This window comes from Limibacterium fermenti (genome assembly GCF_041902845.1).
Classification (GTDB): domain Bacteria; phylum Bacteroidota; class Bacteroidia; order Bacteroidales; family Dysgonomonadaceae; genus Limibacterium; species Limibacterium fermenti.
Map to the genome: position 1 here is coordinate 178,672 of NZ_CP159486.1, position 14,904 is coordinate 193,575.

The following is a 14,904-nucleotide window of genomic DNA, read 5'->3' on the forward strand; positions in this document are numbered from 1 at the left end:
GATGTACAACTTCCGGTACAAAGATAGGAAGAGTTTTTAGAATTCTGAAATAATTCCGTATTTTTGCAATCGAATTCCTATCTTCGAATTTTCCAATTTATAATCAGAATATGTCAATCATAGCTTCTATTATTTCAAAAGACTTAAACCTATCTGTTAAGAGTGTAGAAAATACCATCGGGCTCCTCGACAAAGGCGCTACGATTCCTTTTATCAGCCGCTACCGGAAAGAGGCGACCGGAGGGTTGGACGAAGTGCAGATTGCCGGCATTCACGAGTTGAATGAAAAGTACCGCGAGATGGAAAAGCGGAAAGAGTTTATCTTGAAGTCTATTTCGGAGCAGGGTAAGCTCACGCCCGTATTGGAGCAGCAAATACAGGATTGCTGGGATGCGGTTGCTCTCGAAGATAGCTACTTGCCTTATAAACCCAAGCGGCAGACACGAGCGGAAGTAGCCCGGAAAAAAGGACTGGAGGAATTGGCGAAGTGGTTGATGACACAACCGCAGGATTCCGTCATTTCCAAAGCCGCGCAGTTTGTGCGGGGCGAGGTGCCGGATGAGCAGGAGGCGATCAAAGGCGCTTGCGATATTATCGCCGAATGGGTGAATGAAGATGCTTGGGCCAGGCAGAGTGTCCGAAATATTTTTGAACGCGAAGCTGCCATCTCCTCGAAGGTGGTGAAAGGCAAAGAGGCGGAAGGCGAAAAATATAGCGACTACTTTGATTTTTCGGCATTGCTGTCGCGCTGTCCGTCCCATCGCCTTCTGGCTATGCGGCGTGGCGAAGCGGAAGGATTTTTGCGGGTGTCGATATCGCCCGAGGATGAAAAGTGTATCCTTCGTTTAGTGAAACGGTATGTGAAAAATGACTCCGAAGCATCGGATTTCGTGGAAAAAGCGGTGACGGATGCTTATAAACGGTTGCTGAAGCCTTCTATCGAAACCGAATTTGCCTCCCTCTCGAAAGAGAAGGCCGATGAGGCGGCCATTGCCGTATTTGTGCAAAATCTTCGCCAATTGCTGCTTGCTCCGCCGTTAGGACAACAGCGCATCCTGGCGATCGACCCCGGTTATCGCTCCGGATGTAAAGTGGTTTGTCTCGATGAGCAGGGCACGTTGCTTCATAATGAGACGATTTATCCGCATCCGCCGCAAAACGAGTATTCGAAGTCGGCTAAAAAGATCGTCAAATTGGTATCGGCTTACCGCATCGATGCGATCGCCATCGGTAACGGCACTGCTAATCGCGAAACGGAACACTTTGTGACGAATCAGCGGTATGACAAAGAGGTGAAAGTGTTTGTCGTGAGCGAAAACGGCGCATCGGTTTATTCTGCGTCGAAAATTGCGCGCGACGAGTTTCCCCAATACGATGTGACCGTGCGCGGGGCGGTTTCCATCGGGCGGCGTCTGGCCGATCCGTTGGCGGAACTGGTGAAGATCGACCCGAAATCCATCGGGGTGGGGCAGTATCAGCATGATGTCGACCAGTCAAAGTTGAAAAAATCGCTTGACCGGACGGTCGAAAGTTGTGTCAACCTTGTGGGGGTAAATGTGAATACGGCCAGTAAGCATTTGCTCATGTATGTTTCCGGATTGGGGGAATCGCTTGCGCAAAATATCGTCGATTATCGCACGCAAAACGGGCCTTTCGATTCGCGTTCGCAATTGAAGAAAGTGCCCCGCCTGGGAGACAAGGCGTTCGAGCAATGCGCCGGGTTCCTGCGCATTCCCGATGCCGGTCATCCGTTGGATAATTCGGCCGTGCATCCCGAGAGCTATTCATTGGTAGAGCAAATGGCGAAAGATTTGGGTTACTCGGTAAAGGAGTTAATAGGAAACAAAACTCTTATTCAACGGATCGAACCTTCGCGCTATGTAACCTCGGATGTCGGACTCGAAACGCTTTCGGATATTCTTCAGGAATTGGAAAAGCCCGGGCGCGACCCGCGTACTCAAATCCAAACGCAGGAGTTCGACCCGAATGTGCGAAGCCTCGAAGACCTGAAAGAAGGGATGGTTTTGCCGGGCATCGTGACCAATATTACGAATTTCGGTTGTTTTGTCGATGTCGGTATCAAGGAAAACGGATTGGTACACATCTCGGAACTGGCAGACCGGTTTGTTTCCAACCCTTCCGACGAGGTTTCCTTACATCAATATGTCACGGTGAAAGTGTTGTCGGTCGATAAGGAACGCAAACGTATCCAATTATCGATGAAAGCGTCTGAAGTGGGTGATGCATCATCGGCAAACTCCGGATCGCAGGGCGTTTAATAAACGGAAAAAGAATGAGCAAAAAACTGAAGACAAATGTTGCCCGGTTGTTGGATACAGCGGGAATTCACTACGAATTAGTGCCGTATGAAGTGGATGAGTCCGATTTGTCGGCCGTGCATGTGGCCGCGCAACTGGGTGAAAATCCCGAACAAGTGTTTAAAACGCTTGTGTTGGAAGGAAATAAGACCCGATATTTTGTGTGTATCGTGCCGGGAGACAGTGAAATCGACCTGAAAAAGGCGGCCGCGGCTTCGGGCAATAAAAATTGCGCCCTTATCCATCAGAAAGATTTGCTTTCGGTCGCCGGCTATATTCGTGGAGCGTGTTCCCCCATCGGCATGAAAAAGCATTATCCGTCGTTTATCCATCGTTTGTGTGAAGATTTCCCGCATATTTATGTCAGTGCCGGCCAACGGGGCGTGCAACTCAAAATCGCTCCCCGTGACTTAATCACCGTCACCGAAGCGGTGGTGGCGGAGTTGATTTAAATATTGCTTGTATTTAGGGGCTTAAATGGAACGCTTTTATTTTGTTCTCCCTGAGTGTCGGTAAAATACGCTTGTCGGAGTTATAATAGAAGTCCGCGCGTGTGCTCCAGGCGAGGGTAAGGTCATTTGTCCGGCAACCGGAAAATAATAAAGGCAATGCGGTGAAAATAATTATTGCCAATTTCCGCAATCTTACATTTCCGTGTATTTTCTTGCTCATCTTTTTTATACAAAGGAAACGAAAGCGGATGAGTGAATCAATGAACCCAGGTTAATAAATTCTCCTTCTTATCCTGCTCAGGGCTTGAGGGATAATTCCAATGTACGATGCGATGTATTTTAGCGGAATGAGTTGTATGAAGCGGGGTTGTTCGGACATTAAATGGGTGTATCGCTCCTCAGGCGATTCGGTCAATAAGGATGTTAGACGCTTACATTTATTGATATATAGTTTTTCACTGAGGATTCTTCCCATTTTGTTTCCTGCTTCGGTGTGTTTATAAAACGGTTGAAGGTTTTCTTCGTTTAGGGTCCATAATATGGAGTCGGAGAGAGCTTCGATTTGATAGGCGGAGGGAGTCTTGGCAAGAAAAGAATCGTAGCCGCTTGCAAATTCATAAGGAAAAGTAAATCTCACGGTTATATCTTTTTTCGGGTTAATTTCGATACAAGAAAAATCCAATCTTTATCAGAGATATGGACTATCTGCTCAAGATGCTTTCGAATTTGTTCCATTTGCATCCTTTTTGAGTGAAGCGAATACGCAAATGCAGACAACTTTTTTACAATAAAGACAAAAGATTTTCAGAGAGAGAGTCCCGCCTCAACGATATTCTTCGTAAGATAAAGAATTTGAATAAAAACAATAATAGAAAAAATAGTACATTTGCACTTATGAAAGAAAAATATCTTTACATAATTGCCGGGTGTAACGGGGCAGAGAAAACCACAGCGTCTTTTACTATTTTGCCGGATATTCTGGAATGCAACGAAAACATTTAAAGAAACGGTTTTAGAAGCTAAAGATGCCGGATATACAGGTGTATTGCTTTTCTTTTGGTTAAGCAATCCTGAATTGGCAAAAGAACGCGTAAAGACAAGAGTAAAAGAAGGCGGTCACGGTATTGCGGAAGATGTTATTGAAAGACGATATAGAAATGGGATTATCAATCTATTCGATATTTATTTGTCTAAAGTCGATTATGTTATTATATTGGATAATTCGGAAGGAAGACCTGTATTGGTTGCCAAAAAATCCGGTAAAAAAGAAATGAATATCTTTGACGGGAAGCGATTTAATCAATTAAAAAATTATTATGACAAAAGAAAATAAATCAGTAAAGACACATGAAATTTTGAAAGGAGTTGAAAAGGCTTACGAACGCATGGTTGAATTCAAACGAAGGAATAAAGGGGAGATCGTAGTGATGAAAGGAAATAGAATTGTAAGGATAAAGCCTTAAAAAATATCATTCGGTATCGTTATCATCGGAAAAAACCTGTATTTTTGCAACTTGTACAGAAGTATCCGAATATTCATAACTCATAGTTCATCATTCATAGTTCATCATTCATCATTTACAACATGCTCACGGTAGAAAAAATAGGCGGGACGTCGATGTCCCAGTTTCAGGATGTGCTGAAGAACATTATACAAGGCGATCGCAAAGGCGATGAGTTGTATAACCGTATCTTCGTGGTTTCGGCGTATAATAATGTCACAAACTGGCTGTTGGAGCATAAAAAGACCGGCGAGCCGGGCATTTACAATAAGTTTTTGAACGGTGAAGACTACAGTAGTGCGCTGGATGCTTTTTGTCAGCGCCTGCTTCTCATCAACGAAGGGTTTGCCGATATCGGGCTTGACTTGAAAGAGGCGCGCGATTTTATCCGTTTCCGCGTGGACCAGTCGAAAACAATTCTTTACAGCTTGGCGAAGGTATTGGCCTCGGGCTATGTGAATGTGATCGATATCTATTTGGCGGCAAGAGAGATATTGGCCTCCATCGGGGAAGCGCACTCCGGATGGAACTCAACCAATATACTCAATAATAATGGCATTAATGCCCGCTTTATCGATTTGTCGGGCTTTAACGACAATGAGCCCCTTACCATCGACCAACGCATCCATAAAGAATTTTCGGGGGTGGATTTTAGTAAAGTGGTCTGTGTCGTGACCGGTTATACGAAGGGTACCGAGGGTATTATGCGGGCTTTCGACCGCGGTTATTCGGAAGTTACGTTTAGTAAAATAGCGGTGGAAGTGAAAGCCGATGAGGCCATCATTCATAAAGAGTATCATCTTTCGAGCGCGGATCCGAAGATTGTGGGAGTTAAGAACAGCATTCCCGTGGGGCATACCAATTATATTATCGCCGATCAGTTGGCCGACATCGGCATGGAGGCGATTCATCCGAAAGCGGCGAAACCCCTTGAACTGGCGGGCATCAATATTCGTATAAAAAATACTTTTGAGCCGAAACATCCCGGAACCATTATCTCGCGCGATTACATTTCGCCCGAACCGCGTGTGGAATTTGTCTCCGGGTCGCGTAAAGTCCTTGCTATCGAAGTGCATGACCCGATGATGGTTGGGGAAGTTGGGTTCGACGCGCGCATCATGCAGTATTTCGAGAAATACGATGTCAGTTATATTCTGAAATCGACGAATGCCAACTCCATTACCATGGTGGTTTGGGATAATAAGAAATCGGAGGACCTGATTCGTGCGTTGGAACACGTCTTTTACCAAGTGACCGTTCTGCCGGCTGCCCTTGTTTGCGCCATGGGATCAAACATCGCCATGCCCGGATTTTTGTACCGAGCGTCCAAAGCATTATATGATAAAGGAATTAATATTGAGAGCTTTGCTCAGTCATTGATGCAGGTCAATATGCAGTTTGTCATTAAACGCGAAGCCTACGAAGACGCTGTGATTGCCCTGAATGAGGCTTTATGCAAATAAAAAGGAGCTTTCTTCCGTCTGCTTTGGCCATCGGTATTCTCTTTGTCGCCTTCAATTTAAGGGCGCCCATTACGGGAATCGGGCCGATTATTCATATCCTGAAAGACTATTTTAATCTCTCGGGAGGCACGGGCGGCTTGTTGACGACCTTGCCTTTGTTGGCGTTTGCTGCGGTGTCGCCCTTTGTGGCGCAATTCAGTAAAAAGTACGGATACGGGATGGTTATGTTTGCCGGCCTGATTTTGTTGCTTGTCGGGGAACTCATCCGCTCCTATACCGGCATTGCGGGCTTGTTTGCGGGAACTTTGCTGTTAGGCGTCGGCATCGGTATCGGGAATGTATTGTTGCCGAGTATTATCAAAAAGGAATTTGTCCTGCATACCGGCCTGATGTTAGGGTTGTACACCCTTTCCCTCAATATATTTGCCAGCATTAGCGCCGGAGCCAGCGCTCCACTTACCGAGCGCATGGGATGGCGAAACTCGCTGGCGGTATGGATTCCGCTTGCCTTGATCACTCTTTTCATTTGGTTGCCGCAAGTCTTTAAGCGCAATCATTCGGCCTCGGAGCCCGAAAAAGTCATACTGGTGAACGATAAGGGGCTTTCTATTTGGAAGTCGATGTTGGCCTGGTGGGTTACTTTGTATATGGGCATTCAATCTTTTATTTTTTACGGATTAACGGCTTGGCTGCCATCGGTTATGATTTCCAAAGGACTATCGGCGGAGGCGGCCGGTAATATGACTTTTTTGTTTCAAATTGCCGGGTTGCCCACCAGCTTAATCATTCCGTCTATCGCCTACAAATGTAAAGGGCAACAAACGCTGACCATTATTAATGGATTGATCCTGATTTCGGGATTGATTTTTCTTATTGTTTCGTCTTCCCTTTGGCATTACATTCTGGCCGTGACGTTAGTCGGTCTTGCTTGCGGCGCCAATCTGAGCCTGGCGATCTCTTTTATTTCCCTCCGCGTTTCCACCTCCCGGAAGGCGACGGAATTGTCGGGCATGTCTCAGTCGGTCGGATATATTTTGGCTGCGATATCGCCCGTGTTGATGGGCGTTGTGCATGATTGGACCCTGAACTGGGCCTTCGCATTGGGAATACTGGTCATTGCCTCCGGCATGTTGTGGCTGATTGGGTTTAAAGCCGCGGGCGATGTGGTCATAAAGTCCTGAAAGAGAGAAAAAGTATCCGGATGGAAGGCCTACCTAAAAATAATTTGGCGGTTTAACATTAATTAGCCGGCAATATTTTTTTAGTCCCTCGTTTTCCGTACATTTGTGGGTTATGTTATTATAAATTTATAATAAGATGTCAATCAAGTTCAAACCTATTCTAAGAGGCGAGCCGGGTGTGGTTGGCGGCGGAACCAAGAAGAAGTATTATGCTTCGGCAAATATTTCAGGAGAAACAACCATTGAGGATTTAACAAAAGATATTGAGAAAATCAGTACCGTAAGCGGAGCCGATATCCGGGCAGTACTTTATGCCATGGTGGATGTGGCCGTTGATAAATTAGCCGAAGGCAAAGCCGTGCGGCTCGGTGACCTGGGTAGCCTGCGTCCCGGCATTTCGAGCACCGGCGTCGAAGAAAAGGCTAAAGTGGAAGCAGGTGTCATTAAAAGTGCGCGCGTGATTTTTACGCCGGGACTCAAAATCAAACAAATGCTCAAACTCGTGAAGTTCGAAAAATTGTAATGATCTTTTCCGAAAGCGATGCTTATCAAAAAAAGCAATAAGCATAAAAAGAAATCCGATAGGCATCGCTTTGAAAAGTTTTGCCTATCGCTTTTTTAAATCTTCGTTATAAAAATTAATTCACTCCAATATGCAATCACAGGAAAATACAACTCTCCCGCCATCCTCCTACCTTTCAACGCCTGCGGGCAAATCGCGGTTTGCCGAACGCCATTCGGTAACACTGAAAATGGTAATCATTGGTATCCTTACCCTTTTATTGCTGATCCCGTTGGGGATGGTGGAAGGGCTGATTCGTGAACGCCGGCAAACCGAATCGGGCGCCGTGACGGAGATCGCGTCCAAATGGGGCGCCGAGCAGGTGTTGGCTGGGCCTTGCCTGGCGATACCTTATATCGAGGAGCGTTTGACGGATAAAAATCGCGAGCCGGTGCGAAAAACGCTGTTGTTGTTGCCCGACATTTTGAATGTGAAGGGTGAGGCGCAGGTAGAGAAACGAAAGAGGGGTATTTATGAGGCTTCGGTTTACCGGGCAGATATCCTGTTATCGGGAACCTTTAATACTTCCGAACTGGATAAATCGGGCATCTTTTCCGAAAGGCTTTTGTGGAACGAAGCGCGTGTGGTGCTGGGACTGTCCGATTTGAAAGGCATCGACGAACGGGTATCGATGGAAATAGGCGGTAAGAAACTCGATGCCGAATCGGGAATACCCGTCGAAAATCTTTCTGTTGGGGTTGTTCCGGGCAAGGATGGGTATGTTCCCGAGAGGGAGACCCCGGATTTATCGCCGGATATTTCATCGGGAATATTCGCTTCGGGACTGAATGTCAAGCTCGATATGGTACAGGATACCGCCTCGGCAGGCGAGCCCATTACATTTTCTATCCCTTTATCTTTGAAGGGATCACAGGGCTGGTTCGTGATTCCGGCTGGTAAAACGACCACGGTGGAATTTGCTTCGGATTGGGGCACGCCTGCTTTCGGGGGCAGTTTCTTGCCGGAAACACGAGCGGTAACGGCCGACGGCTTTTCGGCAAAATGGAAAGTATTGGATTTGAATCGGAGTTTCGGGCAGGTAGTGGCGGCCGACAATGCCGTCTCCATCGGGCAAATGGCGTCTTCCGCTTTCGGGGTGAAGTTTGTTCGTCCCGTGGATCAGTATCGCCAGAACGTACGCAGTGTCAAATACGCCGTATTGCTGATTTTACTCACTTTCGCAGCGGTATTTTTCATCGAATTATGGCAGAAAAAGCCGGTGAACCCGTTTCAGTATTTGTTGGTAGGATTGGCGCTGGTGCTATTCTACGCCTTACTCCTTTCCATGTCGGAAGTGTGGGGGTTCAATTCGGCCTATCTGGTTGCCGCGTTGATGACGGCTGCGCTCGTCACGATCCATGTATGGAGATTGCTTAAAAGCCGAAAATATGCTTTATGGATGGGGGGATTGCTGATTTTCCTGTATGGTTTTGTCTTTGTTTTATTGCAAATGGAAAGTTACGCATTGCTTACCGGCAGTTTGGGTTTATTCGTCATTCTGGCTGCGATCATGTATTATTCGAAGAAAGTCAGGCTCGAGTGATTGTAGGCGAATCTCGCGATGTATGGATTGTTTGAGGAATGTTTTATATCTTTGTGAGATAAAATCAACATAAATAATATGGATACGAAAACGACAAGTTCTAAAAAGGGAATACGGCGGAAAAATATCGATATTCCGGAAGATGCTTACCGGTTGCTTTCGGCCAAAGCAACGGAGCAGGGAACGAATTTGAAAAAATATATTGAGAAATTATTGATAGAAGAAGCCGAAGATATCGAGGATGCCGAACTCTACGCTCATCTCTGTAAGACCGAACCGGAGGGGCGAATAATGGCAAGCAAAGAGGAACAGGTGGAGTTTGAAAAGTGGCTGGGCGTGTGAAAAATGAAAATCGAATTATCTCAATCTTTCATGAACGCGGTTAAGAGACTCTCTGGAAAATCGCTCGATTCAATACGGGAAATGTATGAAAATGTCGCAAAAGCGGAGAGTGTAGGAGGTATTGCAAACTGTAAAAAGCTGATAAATTTTAAGCATACTTATAGAATTCGCATCGGTGACCTGAGAGTTTTTTTTATTCTTTACCTCGTTGCCGATGGGAATATCGTTCATTTTGAATATCTCAAGCATAGAGGCGAAGCTTACAAAAAAGGAATGTTGGAGAGGCTTCGCGATAAAGACCGCCAAAAATAAATGCGGGCGGCGGAATTATTTATTCCTCATAGGTTTGGTAGAGAAAATCATTGTAAGGGAATCGCGTGATATGGATTTCCTTTACTTTTTCGTAGAGAAGCTGTTTTAATTCTTCGATATTCGTTTTTTCTTTCGCCGAGATGAAAATACAATTTTCTTTCACGCGGCTCATCCAACTTTGTTGAAGTTCTTCGAGCGACACATTCTCCCGTTTTTTCGGAGTCAGGTCGTCTTCATCCTTAGCTACATGCGTAAAGGCATCTATTTTATTAAAGGCGAGAATAGTCGGTTTTTCCGTTTTATCGATTTCATATAACGTCTTTTCCACCACCTCGATTTGCTCCTCGAATGCCGGATGCGAGATGTCTACTACATGGACAAGGATGTCGGCTTCGCGCACCTCGTCGAGCGTCGATTTGAACGATTCGATCAGATTCGTCGGCAGTTTGCGGATAAATCCCACCGTGTCGGTTAATAAAAAGGGCAGATTTTCGATGGTCACCTTCCGCACAGTCGTGTCAAGCGTGGCGAAAAGCTTGTTTTCGGCAAACACTTCCGATTTGCTCAGAAGCGTCATCAGCGTAGATTTGCCCACATTGGTATATCCCACCAGGGCGACACGCACCAGTTTGCCGCGATTTTTGCGTTGCACCGCCTTTTGCTTGTCGATTTGTTTGAGTTGTTCTTTCAGCCGGGAGATTTTATCGAGAATGATACGCCGGTCGGTTTCCAACTGCGTTTCCCCCGGACCGCGCATCACCACGCCGCCCCCGCCGCGTTGGCGTTCCAAGTGCGTCCACATCCGCGTGAGTCGCGGCAGCAAATATTGATATTGCGCCAATTCCACCTGCACTTTGGCATGAGCCGTTTGCGCACGCATGGCAAAGATGTCGAGAATAAGGCTTGTACGGTCGAGGATACGCAGTCCCAATTCTTTTTCGATATTGCGGATTTGTTTCGCCGAGAGTTCATCATCGAAGATGACCACCCCCGTTTCGTTTTCCTCATCCGCCACGTATTCTTTAATCTCCTGAAGTTTTCCGGTTCCTACGAACGTGACGGAATTGGGCATTTCAAGCCTTTGAACGAATCGGGCTTGAGGAGTGAACCCGGCTGTTTCGGCCAGAAAAGCCAGTTCGTCGAGATATTCTTTTACCTTTTCTTCGTTCTGTTCGGGAGTAATCAAGCCTACCAAAACGGCTTTTTCACTTTTTATATCTGTAAGGATAAGATCTTTCATTCTCTGCTAAAATTGTAATTCCAAATATAGGATGTATGACGATTTGAGTTTGTTCCGAAAAAGTCATGGTTCCCGATTGAGATTTTACCCGTAGGCTGCGCCTCGTTTTGCCTGCGGTTATGAACATGTCCGCTCGTTTGGGTGACATCTTTCAGAATAGACTCCTATTTGAAAAATAAAATATAAAGATACGTTATAATCAGGAGTGTACCAAATATGCCGGTAAAGAATTCAGTGTATTTTCTCCGATTTGTTTCTCATTCCTCTTTATAAATTTGTCATTTTGCGATACAGAATAAATAAAATCTGATTACCTTTGCTTTGTCTTTCGGGACAAACTTTTTATAATAGTGTTTAAGGAAGTGCCTTATACTCGTTGAAATCGCCAATCTCAAGAAGGTATATACAAGGCATAGTCGACAATCCATAAAGTGGGTTGCTTTGTCTATGCGTATATACGGGTGTTTGGCGATACCTGACGAGTATGTAAGACGGCAACCCGCTTCTTTTTTTATAAACCTCTTCTCTGGCTGCCGGAAGAAACAAATTGTCAAAATCGCTAAAATGAAAAAGTATGTATTTTTTATTGTTGTTCCTTTAACCGGAACAGAATCAAATTCGCGGATTATAGACAAATCTATTCCCGGAATTTGCAGAAACCCATTTATTCCCATGAGAAAAGGAAAAGTAATTTTTTCTTCATTTTTTCTTCATGAGTCCGTAACATTTTTCATCTTTCTTTGCGCTTGTATTTCAATAATTGGTTGTTTTATTAAATTATGAGAGGAAAACGAATGAAATCAAAATTTTTTAGATGCATGTATTTGATCATAACCTGTTCCTTATGCAGCCTTATGGTCTATTCGCAAAGTGACATATTAAGAGGAAAAGTCACGGACAGTAGTAATAATCCTCTTATAGGAGTGAATATAATGGAAAAAGGAACCTCTAACGGAACGGTTACGGATGCGGAAGGATACTTTTCTTTGAGTGTTCCTGCTGAAGCGACGTTGGTTGTTTCTTACATCGGATATGCAACCCGCGAAATTCCCCGGGACGGTCGGAATACCCTCGAAATCGTGCTGCAGGAAGATACGAAACTATTGAATGAAGTCGTAGTGGTGGGATACGGAACGCAGCGTAAGGCCAATCTTACCGGTGCGGTAGACCAGGTGACGAGCGAAGTATTCGAAAACCGTTCGGTATCGAATGTAACGCAAGCTTTGCAAGGGGCTATTCCGAACCTTAATTTGTCTTTAACCGATGGAAAACCCACCCGTTCCGCCGGATATAATGTCCGGGGAACTACTTCCATAGGGCAAGGCGGTGATGCGTTGGTGTTAATAGACGGAGTGGAAGGGGATCCGGCCTTGTTGAATCCGAACGATATCGAAAGTGTTTCGGTTCTCAAAGATGCTGCTTCCGCCTCCATATACGGTGCGCGGGGAACCTTCGGGGTTATCCTCATCACGACAAAGAGGCCGCAGGAAGGGCGCACATCCGTTACTTATTCCGGAAACTTCTCATTGAAAAATCCTATCAATGTGCCGGATATAGTGTCAGACGGCTATACGTATGCCGAACGGTTTTTTGAAGCGTATAATGCATGGAATAATTATTCGGCCATTCCTAAAAATATCAATAAGTCGCAATCTTTTACTTCTGCATGGCTGGAAGAATTTAAAAAACGCAAGGAGCAGGGTCTTACGGAGGAGGTAACCGTAGATGAAAACGGAAACTATGTGTATTTCGGGAATCAGAATTATTACGATGAACTGTATAAGAACAACACGTTTGCGCAAGATCATAATCTGTCCCTTACAGGAAGCGCCGATAAATTGGACTATTATCTATCCGGCCGCTTCTACGGGTACGACGGTTTATTCAGATATAACACGGATAAGTATAAAATGTATAATCTGAGGGCGAAAGGGTCGTTAAAAGTATTCGATTGGCTTACGATCGATAATAATACCGATTTTTCCAATATGAACTATCATAATCCTATCAATGTGGGAGAGGGTGGCTCCATCTGGCGGAATATTTCCGATGAAGGCCATCCCAGCGCTCCGATTTTTAATCCGGACGGAAGCCTTACGATGTCTGCCGCGTATACGGTAGGGGATTTCTTTTATGGCAAAAACGGCGTCGATACCGATGTCAAAGTGTTGAAAAACACCACCGGATTCACGGCTTCATTTTTGCAAAATCAATTACGGGTGAAAGGTGATTTTACCTTTCGCGATACCGACGACAAGGCTTCCCAACGCCGCGTACCGGTTCCTTACAGTAAGAAAAAAGGAGAAACGATATGGCTTAGTTCTCAATATAATGACCTGAAAGAAACGATAAAAGAGACCAATTACCTGGCCGGGAATATCTATTCGGAATATGAAAATACGTTCGCCCAAGACCACTATTTCAAAGGGATGGCCGGCTGGAACTACGAACAGTCTACTTATAAATCGACGAATGTAGAAAGAAACGGTTTGCTTACACCCGATTCGGAAAATATCAATCTGGCATTGGGAGATGCCATTTCCACATCGGGAGGTTTTAATCGTTGGAGAGTTTCGGGAGGTTTTTATCGGTTCAACTATGCTTTTCAGGATCGCTATCTGTTGGAGTTGAACGGCCGGTATGATGGCTCTTCCAAATTCCCTGCCGATCAGCAATGGGCTTTTTTCCCTTCCATATCGGGGGGCTGGCGGATTACCCAAGAGCCTTTTTGGAAAGAAAACGATGTGCTTAACGATATAAAGGTAAGGGCTTCTTACGGATCGCTCGGAAACGGGAATATCAATCCGTATAGTTTTATGGAACTACTGGCTATCAAAACTTCCGGCAGAGTGATTAACGGCGTGAAGAATAAATATACCGAAGCGCCGGAAGTATTACCCGACGAACTTACTTGGGAGACTGCTACCACTACCGATTTCGGACTTGATTTTGGAATGTTTCGTAACAGGCTCCGCTTTACGGGAGATTATTATATCCGTAAAACAACCAATATGTATACTGTCGGGGCTACCCTTCCTGATATTTTCGGAGCGAAGTCTCCTAAAGGAAACTATGCCGATATGACTACACGGGGATGGGAATTGTCTCTGTCATGGCGCGACCGGTTTAATTTGGCCGAAAAGCCTTTTCAATATGAGGTGAGGGCCACTTTGGCCGATTATATTTCGACTATCGACAAGTATAATAATGAGACAAAGAGTTTGAATGATTATAATGCCGGCCGCCGGGTAGGTGAAATATGGGGATATGTAACGGAAGGCCTTTTTCAATCCCAGGCCGATATCGACACCCATGCCAAGCAGGAACTGATTAATTCTTCTTCCAAAGGAATCGAATATCCGGGAGATATAAAATTTAAAGACTTGAATGATGACGATGTCATCGACTACGGAATGAATACGTTAGATGATCACGGGGATAAAAAAGTTATCGGAAATAAACTTCCCCGCTATACGTTCAGCTTGAATTTAGGCGCCGATTGGAATAACTTTTTCTTTTCAGCCTTTTTCCATGGCGTCGGGCGTCAACACTGGTATCCGAGTTCCGAAAGTATTTTCTGGGGACAATATAACCGTCCTTATAATATGCTTCCCTCTTGGCATCTCGAGAATTATTGGACGGAGCAAAATACGGGAGCTTACTTGCCTCGTTATGCCGGATACAATTCGTCCATACGCACGGCGCAGACCCGCTATCTGCAAAATGTAGCGTATGTACGCCTTAAGAATCTGCAATTCGGATATAATCTGCCTTCGAGCGTAGTCTCACCGTTGAATATTCAGCAAGCCAGAATCTATTTCTCCGGTGAAAATGTGTGGAGCTGGTCGCCGCTTTATAAGCATACCCGCGACTTGGATGTGGCAAATATCGATGGGTCTGATCGTGATTTGACAAATGGTGGAAGCGGCGACGGGAATAATTATCCGCTTATGAAAAGTTTTAGTTTTGGTGTATCTCTTACCTTTTAA

Annotated in this window: 14 protein-coding genes; 11 read left to right on the forward strand and 3 right to left on the reverse strand. The window is 45.2% G+C overall.

Annotated elements, in window-relative coordinates:
• The first annotated feature begins 110 nt into the window (after positions 1 to 110).
• Together ABNK31_RS00790 and ybaK are read left to right on the forward strand one after the other, a co-directional pair.
• On the forward strand, positions 111 to 2,279 hold the full coding sequence (locus ABNK31_RS00790; protein WP_418893876.1) for a Tex family protein: 2,169 nt from the start codon (positions 111 to 113) through the stop codon (positions 2,277 to 2,279).
• A gap of 14 nt (positions 2,280 to 2,293) precedes the next feature.
• A complete protein-coding gene (gene ybaK, locus ABNK31_RS00795; RefSeq protein WP_418893877.1) occupies positions 2,294 to 2,770 on the forward strand; it encodes a Cys-tRNA(Pro) deacylase in 477 nt (158 codons plus the stop codon).
• A gap of 13 nt (positions 2,771 to 2,783) precedes the next feature.
• On the opposite strand, the gene ABNK31_RS00800 is transcribed toward ybaK, so the two are convergent.
• A complete protein-coding gene (locus ABNK31_RS00800) occupies positions 2,784 to 2,990 on the reverse strand; it encodes a hypothetical protein (RefSeq protein WP_418893878.1) in 207 nt (68 codons plus the stop codon).
• A gap of 51 nt (positions 2,991 to 3,041) precedes the next feature.
• On the reverse strand, positions 3,042 to 3,407 hold the full coding sequence (locus ABNK31_RS00805; protein ID WP_418893879.1) for a Crp/Fnr family transcriptional regulator: 366 nt from the start codon (positions 3,405 to 3,407) through the stop codon (positions 3,042 to 3,044).
• A gap of 282 nt (positions 3,408 to 3,689) precedes the next feature.
• Here ABNK31_RS00805 and ABNK31_RS00810 point away from each other — a divergent pair, with 282 nt between their 5' ends.
• The 8 genes from ABNK31_RS00810 to ABNK31_RS00845 all read left to right on the forward strand — a co-directional run bounded on the left by ABNK31_RS00810 (position 3,690) and on the right by ABNK31_RS00845 (position 9,675).
• On the forward strand, positions 3,690 to 4,103 hold the full coding sequence (locus tag ABNK31_RS00810; RefSeq protein WP_418893880.1) for a hypothetical protein: 414 nt from the start codon (positions 3,690 to 3,692) through the stop codon (positions 4,101 to 4,103).
• Entirely contained in the window at positions 4,087 to 4,233 is a 147-nt protein-coding gene (locus ABNK31_RS00815; RefSeq protein WP_418893881.1) for a hypothetical protein, read from the forward strand. The genes ABNK31_RS00810 and ABNK31_RS00815 overlap by 17 nt, the downstream gene beginning before the upstream one ends.
• Before the next feature lie 122 nt (positions 4,234 to 4,355).
• A complete protein-coding gene (locus tag ABNK31_RS00820) occupies positions 4,356 to 5,735 on the forward strand; it encodes an aspartate kinase (RefSeq protein WP_418893882.1) in 1,380 nt (459 codons plus the stop codon).
• Positions 5,726 to 6,916 carry a CynX/NimT family MFS transporter gene (locus ABNK31_RS00825; RefSeq protein ID WP_418893883.1) on the forward strand — a complete coding sequence of 397 codons (1,191 nt, stop codon included), beginning with the start codon at positions 5,726 to 5,728 and terminating at the stop codon, positions 6,914 to 6,916. The genes ABNK31_RS00820 and ABNK31_RS00825 overlap by 10 nt, the downstream gene beginning before the upstream one ends.
• A 136-nt stretch (positions 6,917 to 7,052) precedes the next feature.
• Positions 7,053 to 7,439 (forward strand): HU family DNA-binding protein, encoded by a 387-nt coding sequence (locus tag ABNK31_RS00830; protein ID WP_321578942.1) that lies wholly within the window; start codon positions 7,053 to 7,055, stop codon positions 7,437 to 7,439.
• Positions 7,440 to 7,569: 130 nt separating this feature from the next.
• On the forward strand, positions 7,570 to 9,021 hold the full coding sequence (gene creD / locus ABNK31_RS00835) for a cell envelope integrity protein CreD (RefSeq protein WP_418893884.1): 1,452 nt from the start codon (positions 7,570 to 7,572) through the stop codon (positions 9,019 to 9,021).
• Positions 9,022 to 9,099: 78 nt separating this feature from the next.
• Positions 9,100 to 9,363 carry a hypothetical protein gene (locus tag ABNK31_RS00840; protein ID WP_418893885.1) on the forward strand — a complete coding sequence of 88 codons (264 nt, stop codon included), beginning with the start codon at positions 9,100 to 9,102 and terminating at the stop codon, positions 9,361 to 9,363.
• A gap of 3 nt (positions 9,364 to 9,366) precedes the next feature.
• Positions 9,367 to 9,675 carry a type II toxin-antitoxin system RelE family toxin gene (locus tag ABNK31_RS00845; protein ID WP_418893886.1) on the forward strand — a complete coding sequence of 103 codons (309 nt, stop codon included), beginning with the start codon at positions 9,367 to 9,369 and terminating at the stop codon, positions 9,673 to 9,675.
• A 19-nt stretch (positions 9,676 to 9,694) separates the two neighbouring features.
• Here ABNK31_RS00845 and hflX read toward each other — a convergent pair whose 3' ends face one another.
• Positions 9,695 to 10,915: a GTPase HflX gene (gene hflX, locus ABNK31_RS00850; protein ID WP_418893887.1), complete on the reverse strand. Its 1,221-nt coding sequence runs from the start codon at positions 10,913 to 10,915 to the stop codon at positions 9,695 to 9,697.
• 854 nt (positions 10,916 to 11,769) lie between these two features.
• Between hflX and ABNK31_RS00855 the strand changes: the two genes are divergently transcribed.
• Positions 11,770 to 14,904, forward strand: a complete 3,135-nt coding sequence (locus tag ABNK31_RS00855; RefSeq protein ID WP_418895451.1) for a SusC/RagA family TonB-linked outer membrane protein — start codon at positions 11,770 to 11,772, stop codon at positions 14,902 to 14,904.

Excerpts from the sequence above, each read along its gene's own strand:
- ABNK31_RS00800 (WP_418893878.1), bottom strand. The coding sequence starts at position 2,990 with ATGAGCAAGAAAATACACGGAAATGTAAGATTGCGGAAATTGGCAATA.
- ABNK31_RS00840 (WP_418893885.1), top strand. The coding sequence starts at position 9,100 with ATGGATACGAAAACGACAAGTTCTAAAAAGGGAATACGGCGGAAAAAT.
- ybaK (WP_418893877.1), top strand. The coding sequence starts at position 2,294 with ATGAGCAAAAAACTGAAGACAAATGTTGCCCGGTTGTTGGATACAGCG.
- ABNK31_RS00855 (WP_418895451.1), top strand. The coding sequence starts at position 11,770 with ATGGTCTATTCGCAAAGTGACATATTAAGAGGAAAAGTCACGGACAGT.
- ABNK31_RS00820 (WP_418893882.1), top strand. The coding sequence starts at position 4,356 with ATGCTCACGGTAGAAAAAATAGGCGGGACGTCGATGTCCCAGTTTCAG.
- ABNK31_RS00815 (WP_418893881.1), top strand. The coding sequence starts at position 4,087 with ATGACAAAAGAAAATAAATCAGTAAAGACACATGAAATTTTGAAAGGA.
- hflX (WP_418893887.1), bottom strand. The coding sequence starts at position 10,915 with ATGAAAGATCTTATCCTTACAGATATAAAAAGTGAAAAAGCCGTTTTG.
- ABNK31_RS00830 (WP_321578942.1), top strand. The coding sequence starts at position 7,053 with ATGTCAATCAAGTTCAAACCTATTCTAAGAGGCGAGCCGGGTGTGGTT.
- ABNK31_RS00790 (WP_418893876.1), top strand. The coding sequence starts at position 111 with ATGTCAATCATAGCTTCTATTATTTCAAAAGACTTAAACCTATCTGTT.
- ABNK31_RS00845 (WP_418893886.1), top strand. The coding sequence starts at position 9,367 with ATGAAAATCGAATTATCTCAATCTTTCATGAACGCGGTTAAGAGACTC.
- creD (WP_418893884.1), top strand. The coding sequence starts at position 7,570 with ATGCAATCACAGGAAAATACAACTCTCCCGCCATCCTCCTACCTTTCA.
- ABNK31_RS00825 (WP_418893883.1), top strand. The coding sequence starts at position 5,726 with ATGCAAATAAAAAGGAGCTTTCTTCCGTCTGCTTTGGCCATCGGTATT.